Origin of the sequence: Candidatus Symbiobacter mobilis CR (genome assembly GCF_000477435.1) — a bacterium.
Lineage (GTDB): Bacteria > Pseudomonadota > Gammaproteobacteria > Burkholderiales > Burkholderiaceae_C > Rhodoferax > Rhodoferax mobilis.
In genome coordinates this window covers 378,892-397,906 of the sequence record NC_022576.1, presented here as the reverse complement: position 1 = coordinate 397,906, position 19,015 = coordinate 378,892, and the positions used below count along the sequence as shown (strand labels likewise).

Sequence of the window (19,015 nt, the reverse complement as noted above, 5' to 3'; positions counted from 1 at the left end):
GGGCTGCGATGCGTTGGTTGTATGGGCTGTGGATAGGAGGAGTGTGCTGCTGCGCACCCTTATGGGCTGCCGGGCCGCAGGTACGCTTGCCTTCTTTCCCGGCTGCCTGGGCAGTACAGGCAGCACAGGCAACCAATGTTCCGGATCAGACCAATCCGCACCAAGAGGGTCCAAGCCAAAAGGTCGACCCAACCCACAAAGCCCATGCCAACCAAGGTGGGAACGCGACCAACCCTCAGAACGCCGCCGAGACTACAGTGCCTGTCCAGGTTTCTGCAGCCACTGCCGCGACGGTTGCTGCATTCCTGCCCTCTTTCACGTATGTCCCCACACCGACGCCGTACCGCCCGAAGGTGGATCGACCCGTGACCCGAACGGCCAGCCAGAAAAAAGTGATGGATCTCTTCACTGCTGGGCAATACCGCGAAGTTGCAAAGCTGGGGTCGACACTCCATGCCACGGAGCCGATGGACGACGAACTGCAACTGGCAGTGGCCAATAGCCTGGCGTGGACGGGCAAGATGCGCGAAGCCGTTCCGCTGTACCAGCCTTTGCTGCGTGGCCCCTATGCCATCGATGCCACCTTGGGTCTGGCAAACCTGCAGCGGTGGAGCGGGCGTGATGATTTGGCACGCCCCATGTACCGCAGCGTCCTATCCAAGGATCCAGACAATGAAACAGCCAAGGAGGGGCTAGAGTTAGCGAATACGGCCTTGCGCCCGCGCACCACATACGGGCTGGGTACGTCTTCCGATTCGGGGGACATTCAAGCGCAATCGGCCTTCGTTCGCCACCAGTGGCGGGACGACAGCGGATCGCGGATATTCGAAGTCGAAGTCGACCAATACCACAACTGGTTGCCGATGCCGTGGCCCAATGAACACGTCGAGTCGCTGACTTTCCGCTACCGCGATCCCACCCTCCCATTCAAACCAGGCGTGGAAGTGTCCACCCCGATCGGGGATCAAGCCAAGCTGTTCCTCGTAGGGCGCATGCAATTCTTCAACGATGCGCTCCACGTTGCCACCGGGACGATGTACTGGGGCAAGATGGCCGGTAGCCCACATGCCTTGCAAAAGGAACTGACTGCAAGCTTTGTGACTGCCGATGCGAACTTCTCCTTCACGATGGGCAGCGTGTTCGGGCGCATCCAGTACTACGAGATATCCGACGGCAACGAGCTTGCCACCTCAAGTTGGAGCTATTCCCCCAGCTTCCTGCCTGGATGGCCGGTGTGGGGTGGCAAAGTCAAGCCCATATTCGGCTTGGAGACCCGCCACGCAGCGTTCAACACCCCCAATTACTGGTCTCCATCGCAAGGTTCGGGGACGGCCTTTGCAGGCCTGACTGGAGAGTGGCTCATCCAGGATTGGTTGCTCTACGGCTCTGGGCAGGTCGGAACACGGATGTACGGCGACGCCGGCAATAGCTGGAGCTTCAGCCTTGGGGGGCGATACCCCTTGACCAAGGACACCACGATCCAGGCAGGGCTGTGGTCGATGGCCAGTTGGCGAGATGGCGCTACCTACCGCGCCCAATCGGCTACCGTGCAGTGGGAAACGCTATGGCGCTGAAGCAGCGGTTTTTCGATCAGTCTCATCGATTCACGATACGGAGTTCTTGCCAGTGAGGCAAATGCTGCGGTACGCCGTGGCGTTCCTGGTCGTGTTTGGCTTGGGCTGGCTGCTCGTTGCCAGCTACCAGACAGTCAGCGATGAGGAAAGTTCGCTTGCTGCGTTGTTCGAAGGCTATGTGCTATCGCTGGTTTCCCTATACCTGCTCGTCTTCCTGTCGCTGCTGGTTTTGCGCTACGCAGTGCTAATTTTTTACTCGTTCCTCGACCACATCGAGTCCCTGTACAAGGTACGGGCATCCACCGGCCCCTTGTACCGCGAAGAAGAATCGCTCCCCATGGTGAGCGTCGTGGTTCCTGCGTACAACGAGGGGGTCGTGATCCAGCCTGCCTTGCGGGCCTTGCTGGTACTGGACTATCCCAACTACGAAATCATCGTCGTCGACGATGGATCGACGGACGACACCTACGAAAAAGCGATGGCCGTCGCACGCGAAAGCCGCACCGTGCGGGTTCGGGTTGTCACCAAGCGCAATGGAGGCAAAGCCGAGGCCCTCAATACCGGCATGACGCTCGCACGTGGGGAATTTGTCCTCAACATGGATGGCGATACCAAGTTGTCCCGCAACACGCTGCGCGTCTGCGTGCGGCATTTCGAAAATCCTGCAATCGGTGCAGTAGCGGGCAACGTCAAGGTGCTCAATAGGGAAAATGTCTGGACCAATATTCAATCCCTCGAATACATTGAGGGGCTGGCGATGGCCCGCAAGGCGCAGAGCTTCATTCGTTCCGTCAACATCATCCCAGGGCCTATTGGTCTGTTCCGCAAGTCGGTGTTACAGCAAGTGGGCGGCTACGACCACGACACCTTTGCGGAAGATTGCGACCTCACGCTCAAAATGCTCATGCGGGGGTGGCATATCGCCTACGAACCCAACGCCATCGCATGGGTCGAATCGCCAAGTCGTCTGCTCGACCTCATCAAACAGCGTTACCGCTGGACCCGTGGCATCCTGCAAGCGATTTCCAAGCACAGCCACGCGCTATGGAGTCCACGCAAGTCCGGAATCAACTGCTTTATCCTGTGGTACATGCTGTTTGAAGGGATCATGTGGCCCTTCTCCACCCTGTTGGGCAATCTGTTTTTCGTCTACGTCAGTCTGTCGATGGGGCTAGCAAGCCTTTTGTTTTTCTGGTGGCTGCAACTGACCATGCTTGACGTCGTGGCCGCTGCATACTGTGTCATCGTTGAAGAAGAAGACCCTGCGATGATCCTGTACGCAGTAATGTTCCGCTTGTTCTACATCAATATCACCGACATTTCCAAGGTATTCGCGACGATCGAGGAATGGCGGGGAAAATCCATGACGTGGGGCAAGCTTGATCGCGAAGGGAAGCTATGAGGCAGCCTGGGCGCAAGCTTCCAAGAATCAACAAGACATCGATAAGGAAGTGCTGACATGGATCTGATTTCCATCCTCGCAACGGTCATCCTCGTGACGACGATCGGAACGATGATTGTCGGCGTCGGCGCTTTTTTTGCCTTCAAATTGCGAGACAAACGCAAACCCAGTCGATCAAAGCTCGACCCGACCGCCAACGTCAGCGGTGTACAGGACCCAATTTTCCTGACCCCCTACACCCCGTCCGCCCCCCAGGACGTAGCCCAGTCCCCACCAGTGTGAAGCAAGGCCAGTGCGTTGGCGCATTACAGGCTACCCACGGAGCACCCCAGCCATGGACATCGACGATTCCTCTTCCCAAGACCGCCGCAGTCGGCGATCGCCATTTTTGCGCATCGGCTTATACCTGCCTCTGCTGGCCATCATGGTCGTTGCCGGGGCCGTGCTCATCTTCGTCATGACGATGCAGCAAATAGGCTGGCGGGTTCCTGTCATCGGCGTTTCCGGCGCCATGGCCCACTTTGCCCAGCCCGGGCAACAGGTCGTTCTCTACGCATCTCCCAACACAACCCGGTACTTCCAGCGCATTGGCGGCAATTACACCAACTTGCTCGACCCCTGGAGAAAGTATTTCGAGGGGCGCAATCTCCCCTTCGACGAGATTGATGACCCTGCGCTCCTTCAAGCATTGCCCGCCGGGGTGCTGGTACTGCCTTCCGCCCTGGCGCTGAGCCTGCAAGAACGCGAGGCCATCGAGGGGTTCCGTAGTCGTGGAGGCGGGGTGCTGGCCACTTGGGCAACGGGAACCCGTTCGGACACCGGAGATTGGGCTGGATGGAAGTTCCTCGAAGGGCTGGGAGCGAAATGGGTGGGGGAACTCCCAGCCGAGTCCGAATCCCGCCACTTGACGATGAACGGGGAAATGCCTGTCTCCTCCCAAATGGAAGCAGGCAGCCGACTCTGGATGGGCAAGACAACGGAAGCCCTGTTGCGGCTTAGCGGGGAATCCATCGCAGGACGGTTCATGAATTGGCCCCGTATCCTGGAAGAAGAACGCAAGGCAGAGGGTGCGGTACTGTATTCCGAGACGTCTCCCAGCGTGGGCAGGGCTGTGGTGTATGCCTTTGCGGAAACGAGCTGGGAGGCACGCCCCCTTCATGCCCACCAGATCATCGACGACACCCTGCGGTGGCTACGTCGGGAGCCTGTGATCGTTCGCGCCGCATGGCCCAACGGGGTACAAGCTGCGCATATTCTGGAGATGGATACCGAAGAGGGGTTCCCCCATGCGATCGACTTCGCTGCCATGCTGCGGGACATTCGTGGAAAAGCGACTTTTTATTTGCTGACTTCCCTGGCCGTGCAGTATCCGCAAGTCGTGCAAGCGTTGGCCGCCGAATTCGAAGTCGGGTACCACGGCGACGAGCATGTCTCCTTTCGGGGCCAGCCGGCTACGGAACAGGAACAACGCATCGTTCGCATGATTTCCCAGTTGCAATCGGTGCTGGGGGATACGTCGCACATACGCGGGTTCCGTGCTCCCACGGAAGGCTACGACCCCACGACAGAAATCTTGCTACAAAAACACGGAATCCGCCACCATGCCGCAGACCCCAACCGGCAAGAAGGACGCCTGCCATTCATCGCGAAGTTGGAAGGCATCAAGCCCGATCAATCGCTGGTGGTGCTGGCCCGTACACAGCGTGACGACATCAACCTCGGGCTGGCGGAACAAAACTCGCAGCGCACGCTGCAAGCGCTAATCGACGACTTCGATTTGGCGCAGTCGATGGGAGCATTGGGCCTGCTCAGCGTCCATAGCCAGAATTTCGGCCCGGGCAGCGTGTTGCGTTCGGCCATGCCCCCGTTCCTTGCACACGTGCAGCGCTACCGGGATAGGCTATGGCTGGCGTCTGCGGGCGAAGTGGCGCATTGGTGGCAGGATCGGGAGCGGGTGAAACTGTCTTCCGTGTACGCGGGTAGGCGTCTGGAATTCGACGTGACAGTGCGGGGCGCCGAACCGGTATACGGACTATCGTTGACGCTGTTCACCCCAGAAAAAGGCAAGATGCCCACCATCGTCGGAACCAAAGTGGGTACCCGCTTGCCTACCGTGCGCAGCATCGACCCGTATCGCGCAGCCCTCGTTTTCGATCAATTGGCCCCCGGGAACTATGCTTTCCGGGCGACTTTTGCCGAATAACTGCCCATTGCCATGACATTGCATAGCATTGCACAGACTCCCTCCATCATGAAAGTCATGGCAGTTTCCCTCCCAACCAACCCCTCTCCCGCTGGGCGAAGGGAGCTTCGAGAAGCCGCTTCGCGACTTGCACAGTAACCTGTGCCGGTCCATTCCCATGTCCGGGGATTCCATGCCGACGATCATCACCGCCAACCTCAATGGAATCCGCAGCGCGGCATCCAAAGGATTTTTCGATTGGATGCGTGACTGCGGCGCCGACGTCGTTTGCGTGCAGGAGGTTCGTGCGCAGTACTGCGACCTCCATGAGACCCTGTGCAACCCTGAGGGGTACAAGGGGTATTTCTACCTTGCGCAACGCAAGGGCTACGCCGGGGTCGGGATGTACTGTCGCACACAGCCCTTGCGGGTCATCGAAGGCGTGGGCGACCCGCAATGCGACGAGCAAGGGCGGTTTTTGCGGGCCGATTTCGAAGGTTGGAGCGTGGTATCGGTGTACGTTCCCTCGGGATCGGCCAGCGCCGAACGACAAGAATCCAAATTCGCTTTTCTGGCGATGTTCCGCCCGGTGATGGATGCCTTGCTGCGGGAAGGACGGCCCATCGTCGTCTGCGGAGACTGGAACATCGCCCACCGCGAAATCGACCTCAAGAATTGGCAAGGCAACCGCAAAAACAGCGGTTTTCTGCCCGAAGAGCGTGCCTGGCTTGATGCACTCTACGCGAGCGGTTGGGTCGACGTATACCGTTCGCTGTACCCTGACGCCGCAGGGGAAGGCTACACCTGGTGGTCGAACCGTGGACAAGCCTATGCCAACAATGTGGGATGGCGCATTGATCTCCACGTCGCCACTCCTTCGATGGCTGCGAAAGCCGTGGAAGGCGGGGTGATCAAAGACCGCAAATACAGCGACCACGCGCCGCTATGGGTGCGGTATGGCGTCATATCGTCTTTGTAGGATTAGCGCCGCAGAACGCATTTCTACAGCACAATGCCTCCCTGCCCATTGGGTGGAGCAATAGATACGCCGCGCTTTCGCAATGGACGATAGCCCCCCAAAAAAAGCAGTTGTTTTTTTTTGGGGAGTAATGCAAAGAAGGTACATGCAATGGAACCAACCGAGGCAACATGGTGGTGGGTGGCTGCGGGAATCCTCGTCGCAGCCGAGTTGGCGACGGGCACGTTCTATCTACTGCTCATCGCCGTTGGGCTTTGCGCGGGCGCACTCAGCGCCCATGCTGGTCTTCCCGAATCGATGCAGTGGTCTGCAGCAGCCCTTGTCGGCGGTGCTACGGTACTGGCCTGGCGCTCATACAAGTCCAGCCAACCCCCCAAACTTCCGGCGCAAGCCAGCGGAGATGTCAACTTAGACATTGGCACTGCCGTCCACGTGGAACGGTGGAATGACGACGGCAGTTGCAAGCTCAAATACCGTGGCGCGCAATGGGAGGGCGCTTTGCGCACATCCACCGGCGGCATACTCCCCAGCCCAGGCCGGTACTACATCGCAGCTATCGAAGGGACTCGTCTGCTCCTGGAGCCTACACCCCCCGTTTCCAATACGTAGACTTTTGATTCCCCTGTCCCCGTTGTTACAAGGAGTTGCCATGGAAGTCGCCGTCATCCTCTTCATCATTGCTGTGGTCTTCGTCACCCAGTCAGTCAAGGTCGTTCCCCAACAACATGCCTGGGTCGTCGAGCGGCTGGGCAAGTACAACGGTACGCTCACCCCAGGGTTGAACCTGCTCATGCCTTTCATCGACAGGGTCGCGTACAAGCACGTGCTCAAGGAAATTCCCCTGGATATTCCCAGCCAGGTATGCATCACCCGCGACAACACGCAGTTACAGGTCGATGGAATCCTGTATTTCCAGGTCACCGACCCGATGCGCGCAAGCTATGGAGCCAGCAACTACATCGCTGCTATTTCGCAGTTGGCGCAAACGACGCTGCGTTCCGTCATCGGCAAGCTCGAACTCGACAAGACGTTCGAGGAACGAGAAATCATCAACGCCCAGATAGTACAAGCCATTGATGAAGCCGCAACGAACTGGGGGGTGAAGGTCTTGCGCTATGAAATCAAGGACTTGACCCCGCCCAAGGAAATTTTGCACGCGATGCAGCAGCAAATCACAGCCGAGCGCGAAAAGCGTGCGCTTATCGCCGCTTCCGAAGGCCGCAGGCAGGAAAACATCAACATCGCGGCTGGCGAGCGCGAAGCCTTTATTGCCCGTTCCGAAGGGGAAAAACAGGCCGAAATCAACCGCGCCCAAGGCGAAGCCCAGGCCACGCTGGCCGTTGCCGAAGCCAACGCACGAGCCATTGAGCGCATCGCTGCTGCGATCCGCCAGCCCGGGGGGGAACAAGCCGTGCAGCTCAAAGTGGCAGAAAAGTCTATCGAAGCCTATTCGCGTGTCGCCGCCGATGCCACGACCACACTCATCGTTCCGAGCAATATGACCGAACTCAGCGCACTGCTGACTTCGGCCATGAAGATGACGCAGGTCAACAAGGGGGCGTAGAGACTTCCCGCAACACCTGCCTCTACGGCTGCCGCCGCTCCTACAACTGCTGCGCGGCGGGAGGCATCTTGGCCAAAGCTGTTTGCCTGACCGGCAGCACGCCTATGCGTGCCCACTCCATCACCCGTTCCGGTGCTTCCTGGCGCAAGGAGGCATCGCCCCACACTTGCCGCCAGCGCCGTGCAGCAGGCAAGCCATGCCGCAGCCCCAGCATGTGCCGGGCAATCGATGGCCATGGGGTGCCGTTTTCCCGGGCTTGGCGGTGCATGTACTCGACCATCTGCCGTTCGATGGCATCCCGATCCAACGTCCTGGGCTGTGTGCCGAAAAATGCGCCATCCCACTCGTGCAACAGCCACGGGTATCTGTAGGCCGCCCTGCCAAGCATCACGCCGTCCACTGGATCCAAGTGCATCCGTACTTCTTCGTTCGTCGTCACCCCACCGTTGAGGACGATGCAAAGTTGGGGAAATTCGCGCTTGAGCTGGTACACCCACTGTGGCCGCAAAGGGGGAATGCTACGGTTTTGCGCCGGGCACAGCCCCTGTAACCAGGCGTTGCGGGCATGCACGATGAAAGTGTGGCACCCGGCCTCGTGGACAGTACCGACGAAATCTCGCACAAAGTCGTAGCTTTCGATCTTGTCGATACCGATGCGGTGTTTGACGGTCACCGGCACGGAGACTGCGTCGCACATCGCCGCCACGCACTCTGCCACACGGTGCGGCGCCTGCATCAGGCTGGCCCCGAATGCACCCCGTTGCACCCGCTCGCTGGGGCAGCCGCAATTGAGGTTGATTTCCGTGTAGCCCCACTGCTCCCCCAGCCTGGCGCACTGCGCAAGTTCTGCTGGGTCGCTACCCCCGAGCTGCAAGGCTACGGGGGCTTCGTCTTCGTCATGGCGCAAATGGCGTGGAACGTCGCCATGCAACAAAGCCCCCGTAGTGACCATTTCGGTATAGAGCAACGCACGCTTGGTCAAGAGCCTGTGGAAATGTCGGCAATGCCGATCCGTAAGGTCGAGCATCGGCGCAACACAAACAGTGTGGTGGGTAGCGCAAACGGAGGGTGTAGGCATTGCAAGCAGGCGTAAGCGCGTCGAACCATCGGAAAGGGTGCGTGCAAGAATAGTGCATGGCCGAGACCGAACCTCCCCTATCGCTGGATCGCTTTCCTTACCCTGCCGTATCCTCCCTGTACCGTGCCATCGTCGGCGAACTCCATCCCGACCACTACCTCGGCGTATTCGCCAAACTCGAAGCCAGCAACCGCACGAGCTGGTACGTTCCTTCCTGGAACTGGGCCGCCAGCCTGAACACCATCAATTGGATGGTGTTCCGCAAGATGTGGGGGGCGCTGCTTGCGTACCTGGCCCTCGTCACGGCCATTCCCTTGCTGGTACTGGGCTTGGGGCGCCTGGTTTTGCGCTGGCCGCAGCCCATTGAGCTTGGTATCATGGCCTCGCTCTTGGTACTGGCTTTCCTGATTCCCGGAGCCGTCGGCGACCTTCTCTTCCACGCACGGTGCCGTACTCTGGTCTACCGTGCGCTGGCTGCACATCCCACCTTGCAGGATGCATGCACGGCACTGGAACAGATCGCCAGTACGCGTCGGCGTCTGATCCGCATCCTCATGGCCAACTTCTTCGTTTGGATACTCGGGCTTTTGGTGTTTGTCCTATTCCCCGCCAAGCCCGCGCTTCCCCTTGCCCCTGGGGCGGTGTCTGCCGCCAGCGCTTCCGGCCCCGTCGTCCCGGCTGCTTCTGCGGCGCTCACTCCAGCTTCCTGCCCACCAGTCACTTGTCCGGCGGTTCCTGCCGTTCCTATGGCACTGCCTGCCTCCGAGACTGCATCTAGTGCAGTAGCCCCGGTATCTTCGCCTTCTTCAGAGCCTCAGGCGACTGCCGTCCCATCCCCAGCTTCTTCCTCTGGGGAACCCCCTGCCCCCGCGCCAGCGGTAGACGCACCGATCTTGCAGCCACTTCCCGCGCCGGCCGTTTCCGCAGCAGTGCAGGCTGTGCCTCCCGTGCCACATATCCCACCACATACTGCCCCAGCCGTGCCCGCAGTGGCTCGTCCGTATTTCGTCAACGCAGGTCTTTTTGCCAATCCAGCCAACGCCCACGCAGTACAAGCAAGGCTGATAGGCCATGGTTTCCCAGTGACTTTGCAAGAGGTACGCGCCCGTGGCAAAGAGCTGACCCGGGTTCGCGTAGGTCCTTTTTCCTCCCGTGTGCAGGCCACGCATGTCATAACCAGGATTCGCGCACTCCAGCTCGAAGCCACGCTCGTGCGCCCTTGAATCTCTCCTTTTTGTACTTCCCTGTCGTTCTGCCGTTTCCTCCTGGGGCGGCGCGTGCTTGACCTCCTGCCCCACATGACTTCCCGCTCTTCCCTTGCCGGGTTGGCTACGCTGCCGCAGTCCCTTGCTGCGCGATTGGCTTGGCTTGCAGCCTACGTTCTGGCAGGGGCATTTGCGCAGCACGCTTTCACCATACCGATTTGTGGTGGCCATCTGCTCTGGCCTCCAGCCGGCATTGCCCTGGTTGCGTTGATCCTGGGAGGACGTGGGTACATCCCCGTTGTCTTTCTTGGCGCATGGCTACTCCAACTTCAACAGGGATACCCATGGTGGAATGCAGCGCTGATCGCGATGGGATGCACCGCTGCTGCCGCGCTCTCTTGCAGGGTGCTTGCCCATGATGAACGCTTCGACCCTGGGTTTGGGCACCCTCGGGATTTTTTTGTGCTGGCAATGTCCGCATCACTGGGGGCAGCACTCCATGCGATGGTTTGGTTTTTGTCCCAGCAATTGGCGGACATCGTCGATGACCCGCTCCCGCTTGCCATCCATTGGTGGCAGGGTAATGTTTTGGGCGTGTTGCTATTCACTCCTCTTCTTCTTGCACTGTGGACGTGGTGGGCGCATCGCACCTTTCCTTCTTCCTCCGACATCCGGGCCTTTCTTGGATGCTTGGTATTGCTTGCTACGGTAGGAAGCCTGCCGTTCTGGAATGACAAGGTCGAAACAACGTATGGGCTGGTGTCCTATTGCCTGACATTGCTGATCGTGCTATGGGCTGCTATCCGTTTCGAACGGGTGAGTGCGTTACTGATCACCACTTTCGCCGTTATCCAAACCCTCATGAGCGCGCACCTTGCCCATGTTGCCTTGGCTCATTCGCCCTCGTATCACCATGGGCTGTTCTTTTGGGCGCTCGCTCTCACTCTCGTTGGCGTTGGAGTCTGCGTCCTTCTGCTGATGTCGCATCGCAGGTCGGTAGAGGCGGCATTGCATGACAGCCTCGCTTTTCAGGTGCAAATTCTGAATTCCGTGGCTGCAGAAGTCGCCGTCCTCGATGCCCAGGGTGCGTTGATCCGTGTCAACGAACGCTGGCGTGCTTTTGCCGATCACCCAGCCCACACGGCATGCCGTAGCTGCAGAATAGCCCCATCTGGTCAGGACTACCGCTCCAGTTGCCCTCCCTGCCACGATTTTCCGAATCTATCTGCCGGCATCGAAGCCGTACTCCATGGGGAATCTCCCCTCTTTCAGGCAGAGTACCCTTGTCGTTGTCCCGACGAGCCTGTGCGCTGGTTCCACTGCTGTGTCCTGCCATGGCACATGCACGCGCAAACGGGGGTGACGATCACCCATGTCGATATCTCTGCGCTCAAGGCAGCCCAACATGCTTCGCAGGAGAGTACAGCAGCGATGCAGACCATCATCAACACTAGCCTTGATGGTTTCTGGAAAACCGACGCAGAAGGTCGGCTGCTGGACGTGAACTACGCCTACTGCCAAATGTCTGGGTATTCCCGCGAGGAATTGCTGCGTATGCGCATCCCCGATCTGGAAGCCGTGGAAAACGCAGCATCCACCGCACAGCACCTCGAGAAGCTGATGCGGGAAGGCCGCGATCTTTTTGAAACTTGCCACCGCCGTAAGGATGGTTCTGTCTGGAACGTCGAAATCAGCACCATCGTTCATCGCAGCGATGCCATGCACCTATTCGTTTTCTTGCGCGATGTCACCGAACGCACCCAGATCCAGGCGCGGTTGGCCAAGCACGAAGCCATGCTTTCCCGCACGGAAGGCATTGCCCACGTGGGAAGCTGGGAATGGCATATCGGCACAGATACCGTCACCTGGTCGCAAGAGATGTTCCGCCTTTTTCAGCGTGACCCTGCCGAGGGTGCCCCGCCCTTTGCCGAACATGACCAGTGCTTCTCCACGACATCCATGCAACGGTTGCGGGAAGTCATCGACAAGGCACTACACGACAAAGAACCCTTCGAGCTGGAACTGGAAATTCTTCGTGCAGATGGGCAAACCCGCATCTGCCTGGGGCGAGGCTACGTCCATACCGGTGCGGATGGCAACGTCGAACGCTTATTTGGTTCGATGCAAGACATCCATGACCGCAAGGAACGCGAAAACCAGGTACATCGGATGGCGTTCTACGACCCCCTTACCCAACTCCCCAACCGACGAATGCTGGGAGACGCCCTGGCGCAAGCGATGACATCAAGCCAGCGTAGCGGGCGCCATTGCGCGGTGCTGCTGCTCGACCTGGACAATTTCAAACCGCTCAACGACAACTACGGGCACCTGGTAGGCGATGCGCTGTTGATCGAAGCGGGTCGGCGAATCTCGGCATGTGTGCGTGCTGCGGATACGGTGTCCCGTCTGGGGGGCGACGAGTTCGTCGTACTGCTGACCGAGCTGGACGAGGAACGAGCGTACTCAGCCTCGCAAGCCCAGCACATCGCCAAGAAAATTTGTACAGCCCTGTCAGTACCCTATACCCTCACGGTGGACACTCCCCGATCCCAGACCATCGAGCACCTCAGCTCAGTCAGTATCGGTGTGACCCTTTTCGTGGGTAGCCAGCTCCGCCAGGACGACATCCTGCGCAATGCCGACACCGCGATGTACCGCGCCAAGGCCTCCGGGCGCAATGCTGTCCAGTTCGATACCCCAACCTTGGATACAGAGCACACAGCATGAAGTCGAAATGGCCCATTCGCTCGTTGCTGATCGTCAGCCTGGTATGTAGCAACATCCTGGTTTTCGGCTTGTCCTGGTACTCCCTGCACCGCAGCAAGTTGCAGCACGAAGCCAATGCACGCACCCTATCCCAAAACATCGCACGGGCTGTCAACCGCGAGGTGGCCGATGGCATGGAAATGGTCGATCTGGCGCTCAGTGCCCTTGGCGATGAACTGGAACACCAACTCCTTGCGCATGGCAGCATCGATCTTCCAGCCATGGGCGCCCTGGTCAACCGTTATGAACAGCGGCTGCCCCACATCGAAGCCATTGCTGTCACCGACGCGCAAGGCTGGATACTGATTGACCGTACTGCCGACCCCCGCACCCGTGTCCACGTCGCCCATCGGGAACACTTCTCTCGCCACCAAGAACGCCCCAACCTGGGCTTGATCGTCACCAAGCCTTTTCTGCTACGCGCTCCTGATCGATACGCCATGGTCCTGAGCAAGCGGTACGACGCAGTGGGCGGACACTTTGCAGGAACTGTCTATGCCATGACGACGCCGGAGTACTTTGCGCGAATGCTCTCCCGTTTCTCGATAGGCCCGCAAGATGCCATCGTCCTGCGCGACGCTGACTTGGGTTTGATTGCACGCTACCCCTCCATTGCTGATCGCGTAGGCGGTCGCATCGGCGACAACAAAGTGTCCGAGCGATTGCAAAAGTTGGCAGCTTCCGGCGTCGAATCCGCCACCTACGATGCCACGGTCAACAGTGACGGCATCGATCGGATCATCACCTTCCAACGCATGGGTTCCACGCCCATGACGGTGTTGGTGGGCCTTGCGACCGAAGACCACCTCTCGAACTGGAAGCAAGAACGCACCATGACGCTCGGGGTGGCATCGGGCTTTTTGCTGCTTTCCATGCTACTCGGCTGGATCATGTTGCGCATGCTTCAGCAAGCCATGGCTAGGGAAGACATGCTCGCGCAGCATACCGACGCTTACCAAAGCATCCTTGCCACCACGCTGGACGGCTACCTCTCGCTCGACGGTCGCGGACAAGTTCGGGACGCCAACCCCACCTACTGCAGACTGTCCAAATACACCCGTGACGAATTGCTCGGAATGCGTATCCACCATCTCACCACCCAGGAAGACGCAGCCAGAACCCTCAAGCACATCCAGGAAATCATCGAAGAAGGCAATGCGCAGTTCGAGTCCATCCATCGACGCAAGGATGGCTCGCTGTGGAACGTCGAGGTCAGCACCACCTACCGGGATGTACCTGGGGGGCAGTTCTTCGTTTTTCTGCGCGACATCACCGAACGCAAGCAAGCCGAGACGAATCTCCGCATCGCAGCGACGGTCTTTGAATCGCACGAAGGGATGATCGTGACCGACGCAAACCAGGTCATCCTGCGAATCAACCGTGCGTTCACTGATATCACGGGCTACACCGCAGGGGAAGTGTTGGGGCAAACCCCCAGCTTGTGGAAAACCGCCCGCCAGGAATCCTCGTACTACGATGCCATGTGGGCCGGAATCCGGTTCACGGGGATGTGGCAGGGTGAGTTGTGGAACCGCCGCAAAAACGGAGAGGAGTACCCTGCCTGGTTCAGCATCAGCGCCGTACGCGAGGCTGCCGGAGTCACGACGCATTACGTCGCCATTTTTAGTGACATCACCCAACGCAAGGCTTCCGAAGAAAGCCTCATGCAGCTTGCGTTCTACGACCCTCTGACCAAACTGCCCAACCGGAAATTGCTTGCCGACCGCCTGCACCAGGCGCTGGCTTCCAGTGCCCGCCACCAACATCAGTGCGCGCTATTGCAGGTCGATGTGGATGATTTCCGCACCTTCAACGATGCGCTGGGGCACGAAAAAGGCGACCAGCTCTTGCAACAGGTCGCCAAGCGTCTGACAGCGTGCGTGCGTGAAGGAGACACGGTGGCACGCCTGGGCGGCGACGAATTTCTCGTCCTGATGGAGGACCTCAGCGCCCAGCCGCAAGACGCCGCCAACCAGGCCAAGATGGTGGGGGTGAAGGTCCTCGCAGCGCTATGCCAGCCCTACACCATCGACGAAGTCGAACACCGGCGCAGTTGCAGCATTGGCATCACCCTGCTTGATGGCGCCAAGATCGACGGAATCGAAGAACCTTTGAAGTGGGCCGAGCTGGCGATGTACCAAGCCAAGGAAGCTGGACGCAACACCCTGCGGTTTTTCGACCCACAGATGCAGGCCATCGTCAACGTCCGCGCCTCGATAGAACACAACCTGCACCGCGCTTTGCAGGAAAACGAGTTCCGCTTGTACTACCAGCCCCAAGTCGACGAATCCGGGCGTATCCTGGGCTTCGAGGCATTGATCCGTTGGCTAGACCCGCAACGGGGTATGGTGCCGCCGGGAGAATTCATCCCCATGGCGGAAGAAAGCCACTTGATCGTTTCCATAGGGCGGTGGGTATTGGAAGAAGCGTGCAGACAGCTTGCAAGCTGGGCTGACGACCCTGCCACGGCACACTTGACGATCGCAGTGAACGTCAGCGCCAGACAGTTCCACCAAGATGAATTCGTCGAACAGGTATTGCACACCCTGCACCATTCCGGTGCCCGTGCCAACCATCTCAAGCTCGAATTGACCGAAAGCCTGTTGATTTCAACGGTTGAAACGGTCATCGGCAAGATGAATGCGCTCAAGTCGATCGGGCTGCGCTTCTCGCTGGACGACTTCGGAACGGGTTATTCGTCCCTGGCGTATCTCAAACGGCTGCCACTCGATCAGCTCAAAATTGACCAGAGCTTCGTGCGCAACATCCTCGTAGAGCCGAACGACGCAGCCATCGCGAGGATGGTGATCGCCCTTGCACAGAGCATGGGTCTATCGGTCATTGCAGAAGGGGTGGAGACCGTTGCCCAGCGCGACTTTCTGTACGACATGGGTTGCCACAACTACCAAGGCTATCTATATGGTCGCCCGATGCCGATTGCCGACCTCACCCGCTTGCTTCATCCCGTCATGCAGGCTACGTGTTGAACCCTGCAATGCCCATCGCCCTGTTGATCACCGCTTTCCTAGCAACGATGGAACGTCTGTAGGCACTCCCCACGCAGGCTGTAGGTGCGGGTCTCGGTGATCCGCACTGGAACCATCTGCCCAACCAGGGAAGGCACGCCTGGGAAATTCACCACTCTGTTGCATTCCGTGCGGCCCGCCAGTTCTGCGCTGTCACGCGCGGAAGGCCCTTCCACCAACACGGTCTGCACTGTGCCGACGAGCCTGGCACTGATGCGTTCGATGTTCTGCGTGATTGCTTCTTGCAACTGACGCAGCCTGCGCTGCTTGACCATGCGCGGGGTATCGTCCTCCAGCAGCGCTGCAGGCGTATTGGGGCGGGGGCTGTACAAAAAACTGAAGCTGTTGTCGAATTCGACGAGATCGACCAACTTGATGAGCTGTGCAAAATCCTCCTCGGTTTCGCCAGGGAACCCAACGATGAAATCGCTACCAATCGACATGCCTGGGCGGACCGCTCGCAATCGTTGCACCAGGTCGATGTATTGCGCCACGGTGTAGCCCCGCCCCATTGCAGCCAAGATGCGATCGCTACCGTGCTGCACTGGTAAGTGCAATTGGCTGGCCAACTTCGGGATCGTCCCGAACGCATCGACCAGCCCAGGAACAAAAAACCTGGGGTGACTGGTCAGAAAGCGAAGGCGTTCGATCCCAGCGACGTTGGCGACTTCCTCCAATAAGGTATCCAGCCCCAGGCCGGACTCTGCTGGCAGCGGAGAAGCCCACGCATTGACGTTCTGCCCCAACAGGGTCAGTTCCTTAACACCCTGGCTCGCCAAGCAGGTCACTTCCCGCAGTACCTCGCGCATGGGGCGGCTCTGCTCTTCGCCACGGGTCAGGGGCACCACGCAGTAGCTACACCGGTTGCCGCAACCTTCCATGATCGAGACAAAAGCGCTGGCGCCATGTACCTGCGGCATAGGGAAGTATGTGAATTTCTCGATTCCCGGAAAACCCACATCGACCTGCGGGTTACGGGTGCGGAGGTACTCCTGCACCATGGCCCCCACCCGATGCAGCGTCTGCGGCCCAAAAACGACGTTCACGCAAGGCATGCGCTCGATCACTGCGGTGCCTTCCATGCTGGCCACGCACCCTCCAACGGCAATCAATGCGCTGGGTTTTTTGCGCAGACGAACCCGCCCCAGCTCCGAATACAGTTTCTCCCGGGCTTTTTCCCGGACGGAACAGGTGTTGAAAACGATCAGGTCTGCGTCTTCGACGTCTTGCGCCTGCGCATAGCCCCAAGTGCAACGCAGCACATCGAGGATCTTGTCCGAGTCGTACTCGTTCATCTGGCAGCCATACGTCTTGACGAAGACTTTGGCACTCATGTCGTACTCCCACTTTTTGGGCTCACCATGTACGCGATCCCTCTCCAATCCCTGTCCCAACCCGGGTGTCACCGACTGCAATGCATAGACGGCGCAAAGGACCGCGATAGCGACAAAGACGAGACTGCTTACAGAGCAGCGCCACCGATGCCAGACGAATCTTCACCCATGATCCACACCTCGTGGATCAGCGCTTGAGGGTCGCGGATGTATCGCACCTTCCACGGCCTGCCCACCAAGGATGCGGACATGACGAGCATTCGGTGGGTTCCCCAAATTCTCGCCCCCGGGGACAACCGCTCCACCTTGCCGTCGATACGTATCCAGGGAGGCGCAGTGACTTCCAGCACACCGCCCGGCGCACTGGGCGGAATCGTATGGTGGGCACAGAGCGCGACTCCTGCACCCCCCAGCAACCACAGTGCAACAACAGCACGCAGCACTGGAAACCTGATCGCAGACGCAAAAAACGTAGAAGCCTTGCGGAGCATGGGCTGCAAAGCAGCTACTGCATCACACACCACATCACACACCACATCACACACCACATCACACACCACAGCGCACACTACTCCACACACTACGTTGCAGTCACCGCGCAGTTCCGCCCCCGCTGCTTGGCCTGGTACAAGCGGGAATCGGCCTGCCGGAACATCCCCACCAAAGCACCCGAGGCATGGGGCGCCCACTCCCCGCCCACGGAGACCGTGACCACACCCCAGTCACCGTTGCGTTCGTGGGGGATGTTTTGATTGCGCACGGTATACACGACCGACTGCGCCAGCGCCTCGAAATCCGCAACATCGACCCCGGGGACGATCACTGCGAATTCTTCCCCACCATACCGTGCCGCAAACGCCGTACTACCGGGATGCTGCTCCCGGAACACGCCCACGCACCGATCAATGGCTTGGGCCACGATGCGCAAACAGTCATCACCAGCCTGGTGCCCATAGTGGTCGTTATATTTTTTGAAGTTGTCGATGTCGAGCATCAACAAACCAAAAGCATCACCGCGCGCCGTGGATTCGAACCAATACTGATCCGAACGCAGATCCATCGTGCGCCGGTTGCACAACCCCGTCAACCCATCCTGGCTGGCCAAATCATGCAACTTTTGGTTGGCGCGAGCCAGGCTCTGCCGCAGCATCGCAATCCGGCTCATGGCCTTCATCTTGGCATTGAGCACAGGTTCGGGCACAAACTTCGACATGAAGTCGTCCCCACCAGCCTCGATGGCTGTGACCAGGTTTTCCACCGTGTCGGAAGAGGTGAGAAAAATGATCGGTGTCCACGCCCATTGCTGGGTCGCTTCGATGGCACGGATGCGGTTGGCTGCCTCAAAGCCGTTCATGATGGGCATTTCCACGTCCATCAACACCAGATCGGGGGCCTCTTTCGCATACACCTCCACCCCTTCCTGACCATTGGGGGCTGCAATGACGTCGTACCCATAACTCGATAAACGCGCAGTCATCACCATGACGACAGACCGTGCGTCATCCACCAACAATATCTTCATGCACTTTCCTTGGGAAAATCCACCCTGACGGCACGATTCGAAATACCGGCTATCACCGGCCATCGCGGTGAATTCCACGGAGATTGTCTTGGATGCGCGCACGCCGTTCGCTACTGCGCTTGCTTTCCCGTTCCATCGCCTTGCGCTTGGTATACCCGCTGGCATCCGCCCACGACCACCACGCCGCTGCCAGTACGAAAGGAAGCAATACCTGCCACCACGACCACTGTGCCACAGGGTCTACCTCCAGCACTTTCAAGGCCAATAATGCCAAACCCAGTCCCAGCAGATACATGATTCGCTCCCACGTGTTCCCGATGATAAACAGCGGCCAGATGCCCTCCTACAATGGCTTGCGCCTCCCCAAGGGTTTGTGGATGATG

15 protein-coding genes are annotated in these 19,015 nt (G+C 59.0%); 10 read left to right on the top strand and 5 right to left on the bottom strand.

Annotated elements, in window-relative coordinates; translation table 11 throughout:
* Nucleotides 1–8: 8 nt before the first annotated feature.
* The 7 genes from CENROD_RS01535 to CENROD_RS01505 all read left to right on the top strand — a co-directional run bounded on the left by CENROD_RS01535 (nucleotide 9) and on the right by CENROD_RS01505 (nucleotide 7,701).
* Nucleotides 9–1,574 (top strand): tetratricopeptide repeat protein, encoded by a 1,566-nt coding sequence (locus CENROD_RS01535; protein ID WP_022771300.1) that lies wholly within the window; start codon nucleotides 9–11, stop codon nucleotides 1,572–1,574.
* 61 nt (nucleotides 1,575–1,635) lie between these two features.
* Nucleotides 1,636–2,976, top strand: coding sequence for a glycosyltransferase family 2 protein (locus tag CENROD_RS01530; RefSeq protein WP_022771299.1), 1,341 nt, complete (start codon nucleotides 1,636–1,638; stop codon nucleotides 2,974–2,976).
* Nucleotides 2,977–3,033: 57 nt separating this feature from the next.
* The gene (locus CENROD_RS01525; RefSeq protein WP_022771298.1) at nucleotides 3,034–3,258 is read left to right on the top strand and encodes a hypothetical protein; all 225 of its coding nucleotides are present in this window, start codon (nucleotides 3,034–3,036) and stop codon (nucleotides 3,256–3,258) included.
* Between the two features lie 52 nt (nucleotides 3,259–3,310).
* The gene (locus CENROD_RS01520; protein WP_022771297.1) at nucleotides 3,311–5,179 is read left to right on the top strand and encodes a polysaccharide deacetylase family protein; all 1,869 of its coding nucleotides are present in this window, start codon (nucleotides 3,311–3,313) and stop codon (nucleotides 5,177–5,179) included.
* Nucleotides 5,180–5,351: 172 nt separating this feature from the next.
* Nucleotides 5,352–6,137 (top strand): exodeoxyribonuclease III, encoded by a 786-nt coding sequence (locus CENROD_RS01515; protein ID WP_041193785.1) that lies wholly within the window; start codon nucleotides 5,352–5,354, stop codon nucleotides 6,135–6,137.
* A 150-nt stretch (nucleotides 6,138–6,287) separates the two neighbouring features.
* A complete protein-coding gene (locus CENROD_RS01510; RefSeq protein ID WP_022771295.1) occupies nucleotides 6,288–6,746 on the top strand; it encodes an NfeD family protein in 459 nt (152 codons plus the stop codon).
* 40 nt (nucleotides 6,747–6,786) lie between these two features.
* The gene (locus CENROD_RS01505; protein WP_022771294.1) at nucleotides 6,787–7,701 is read left to right on the top strand and encodes an SPFH domain-containing protein; all 915 of its coding nucleotides are present in this window, start codon (nucleotides 6,787–6,789) and stop codon (nucleotides 7,699–7,701) included.
* 40 nt (nucleotides 7,702–7,741) lie between these two features.
* Here CENROD_RS01505 and dusA read toward each other — a convergent pair whose 3' ends face one another.
* A complete protein-coding gene (gene dusA, locus CENROD_RS01500) occupies nucleotides 7,742–8,779 on the bottom strand; it encodes a tRNA dihydrouridine(20/20a) synthase DusA (RefSeq protein ID WP_081699781.1) in 1,038 nt (345 codons plus the stop codon).
* Between the two features lie 56 nt (nucleotides 8,780–8,835).
* On the opposite strand from dusA, the gene CENROD_RS01495 reads away from it, so the two are divergent.
* The 3 genes from CENROD_RS01495 to CENROD_RS01485 are packed head-to-tail and all read left to right on the top strand — an operon-like array spanning nucleotide 8,836 to nucleotide 15,737.
* Entirely contained in the window at nucleotides 8,836–10,002 is a 1,167-nt protein-coding gene (locus CENROD_RS01495) for an SPOR domain-containing protein (RefSeq protein ID WP_022771292.1), read from the top strand.
* A 54-nt stretch (nucleotides 10,003–10,056) separates the two neighbouring features.
* Nucleotides 10,057–12,711, top strand: coding sequence for a sensor domain-containing diguanylate cyclase (locus CENROD_RS12300; protein WP_051360271.1), 2,655 nt, complete (start codon nucleotides 10,057–10,059; stop codon nucleotides 12,709–12,711).
* The gene (locus CENROD_RS01485) at nucleotides 12,708–15,737 is read left to right on the top strand and encodes a bifunctional diguanylate cyclase/phosphodiesterase (RefSeq protein ID WP_022771290.1); all 3,030 of its coding nucleotides are present in this window, start codon (nucleotides 12,708–12,710) and stop codon (nucleotides 15,735–15,737) included. Before CENROD_RS12300 ends, CENROD_RS01485 begins: the two co-directional genes overlap by 4 nt.
* Nucleotides 15,738–15,775: 38 nt before the next feature.
* Here the strand turns inward: CENROD_RS01485 and miaB are convergent, their stop codons facing one another.
* From miaB to CENROD_RS01465, 4 genes are all read right to left on the bottom strand, one after another.
* Complete coding sequence (gene miaB, locus CENROD_RS01480; RefSeq protein WP_022771289.1) at nucleotides 15,776–17,110, bottom strand: tRNA (N6-isopentenyl adenosine(37)-C2)-methylthiotransferase MiaB; 1,335 nt, start codon at nucleotides 17,108–17,110, stop codon at nucleotides 15,776–15,778.
* 128 nt (nucleotides 17,111–17,238) lie between these two features.
* A complete protein-coding gene (locus CENROD_RS01475; RefSeq protein WP_151194563.1) occupies nucleotides 17,239–17,691 on the bottom strand; it encodes a hypothetical protein in 453 nt (150 codons plus the stop codon).
* Nucleotides 17,691–18,632, bottom strand: coding sequence for a GGDEF domain-containing response regulator (locus CENROD_RS01470; RefSeq protein WP_041193176.1), 942 nt, complete (start codon nucleotides 18,630–18,632; stop codon nucleotides 17,691–17,693). Before CENROD_RS01470 ends, CENROD_RS01475 begins: the two co-directional genes overlap by 1 nt.
* A 52-nt stretch (nucleotides 18,633–18,684) precedes the next feature.
* Complete coding sequence (locus CENROD_RS01465) at nucleotides 18,685–18,927, bottom strand: TIGR04438 family Trp-rich protein (protein WP_022771286.1); 243 nt, start codon at nucleotides 18,925–18,927, stop codon at nucleotides 18,685–18,687.
* Nucleotides 18,928–19,015: the final 88 nt, after the last annotated feature.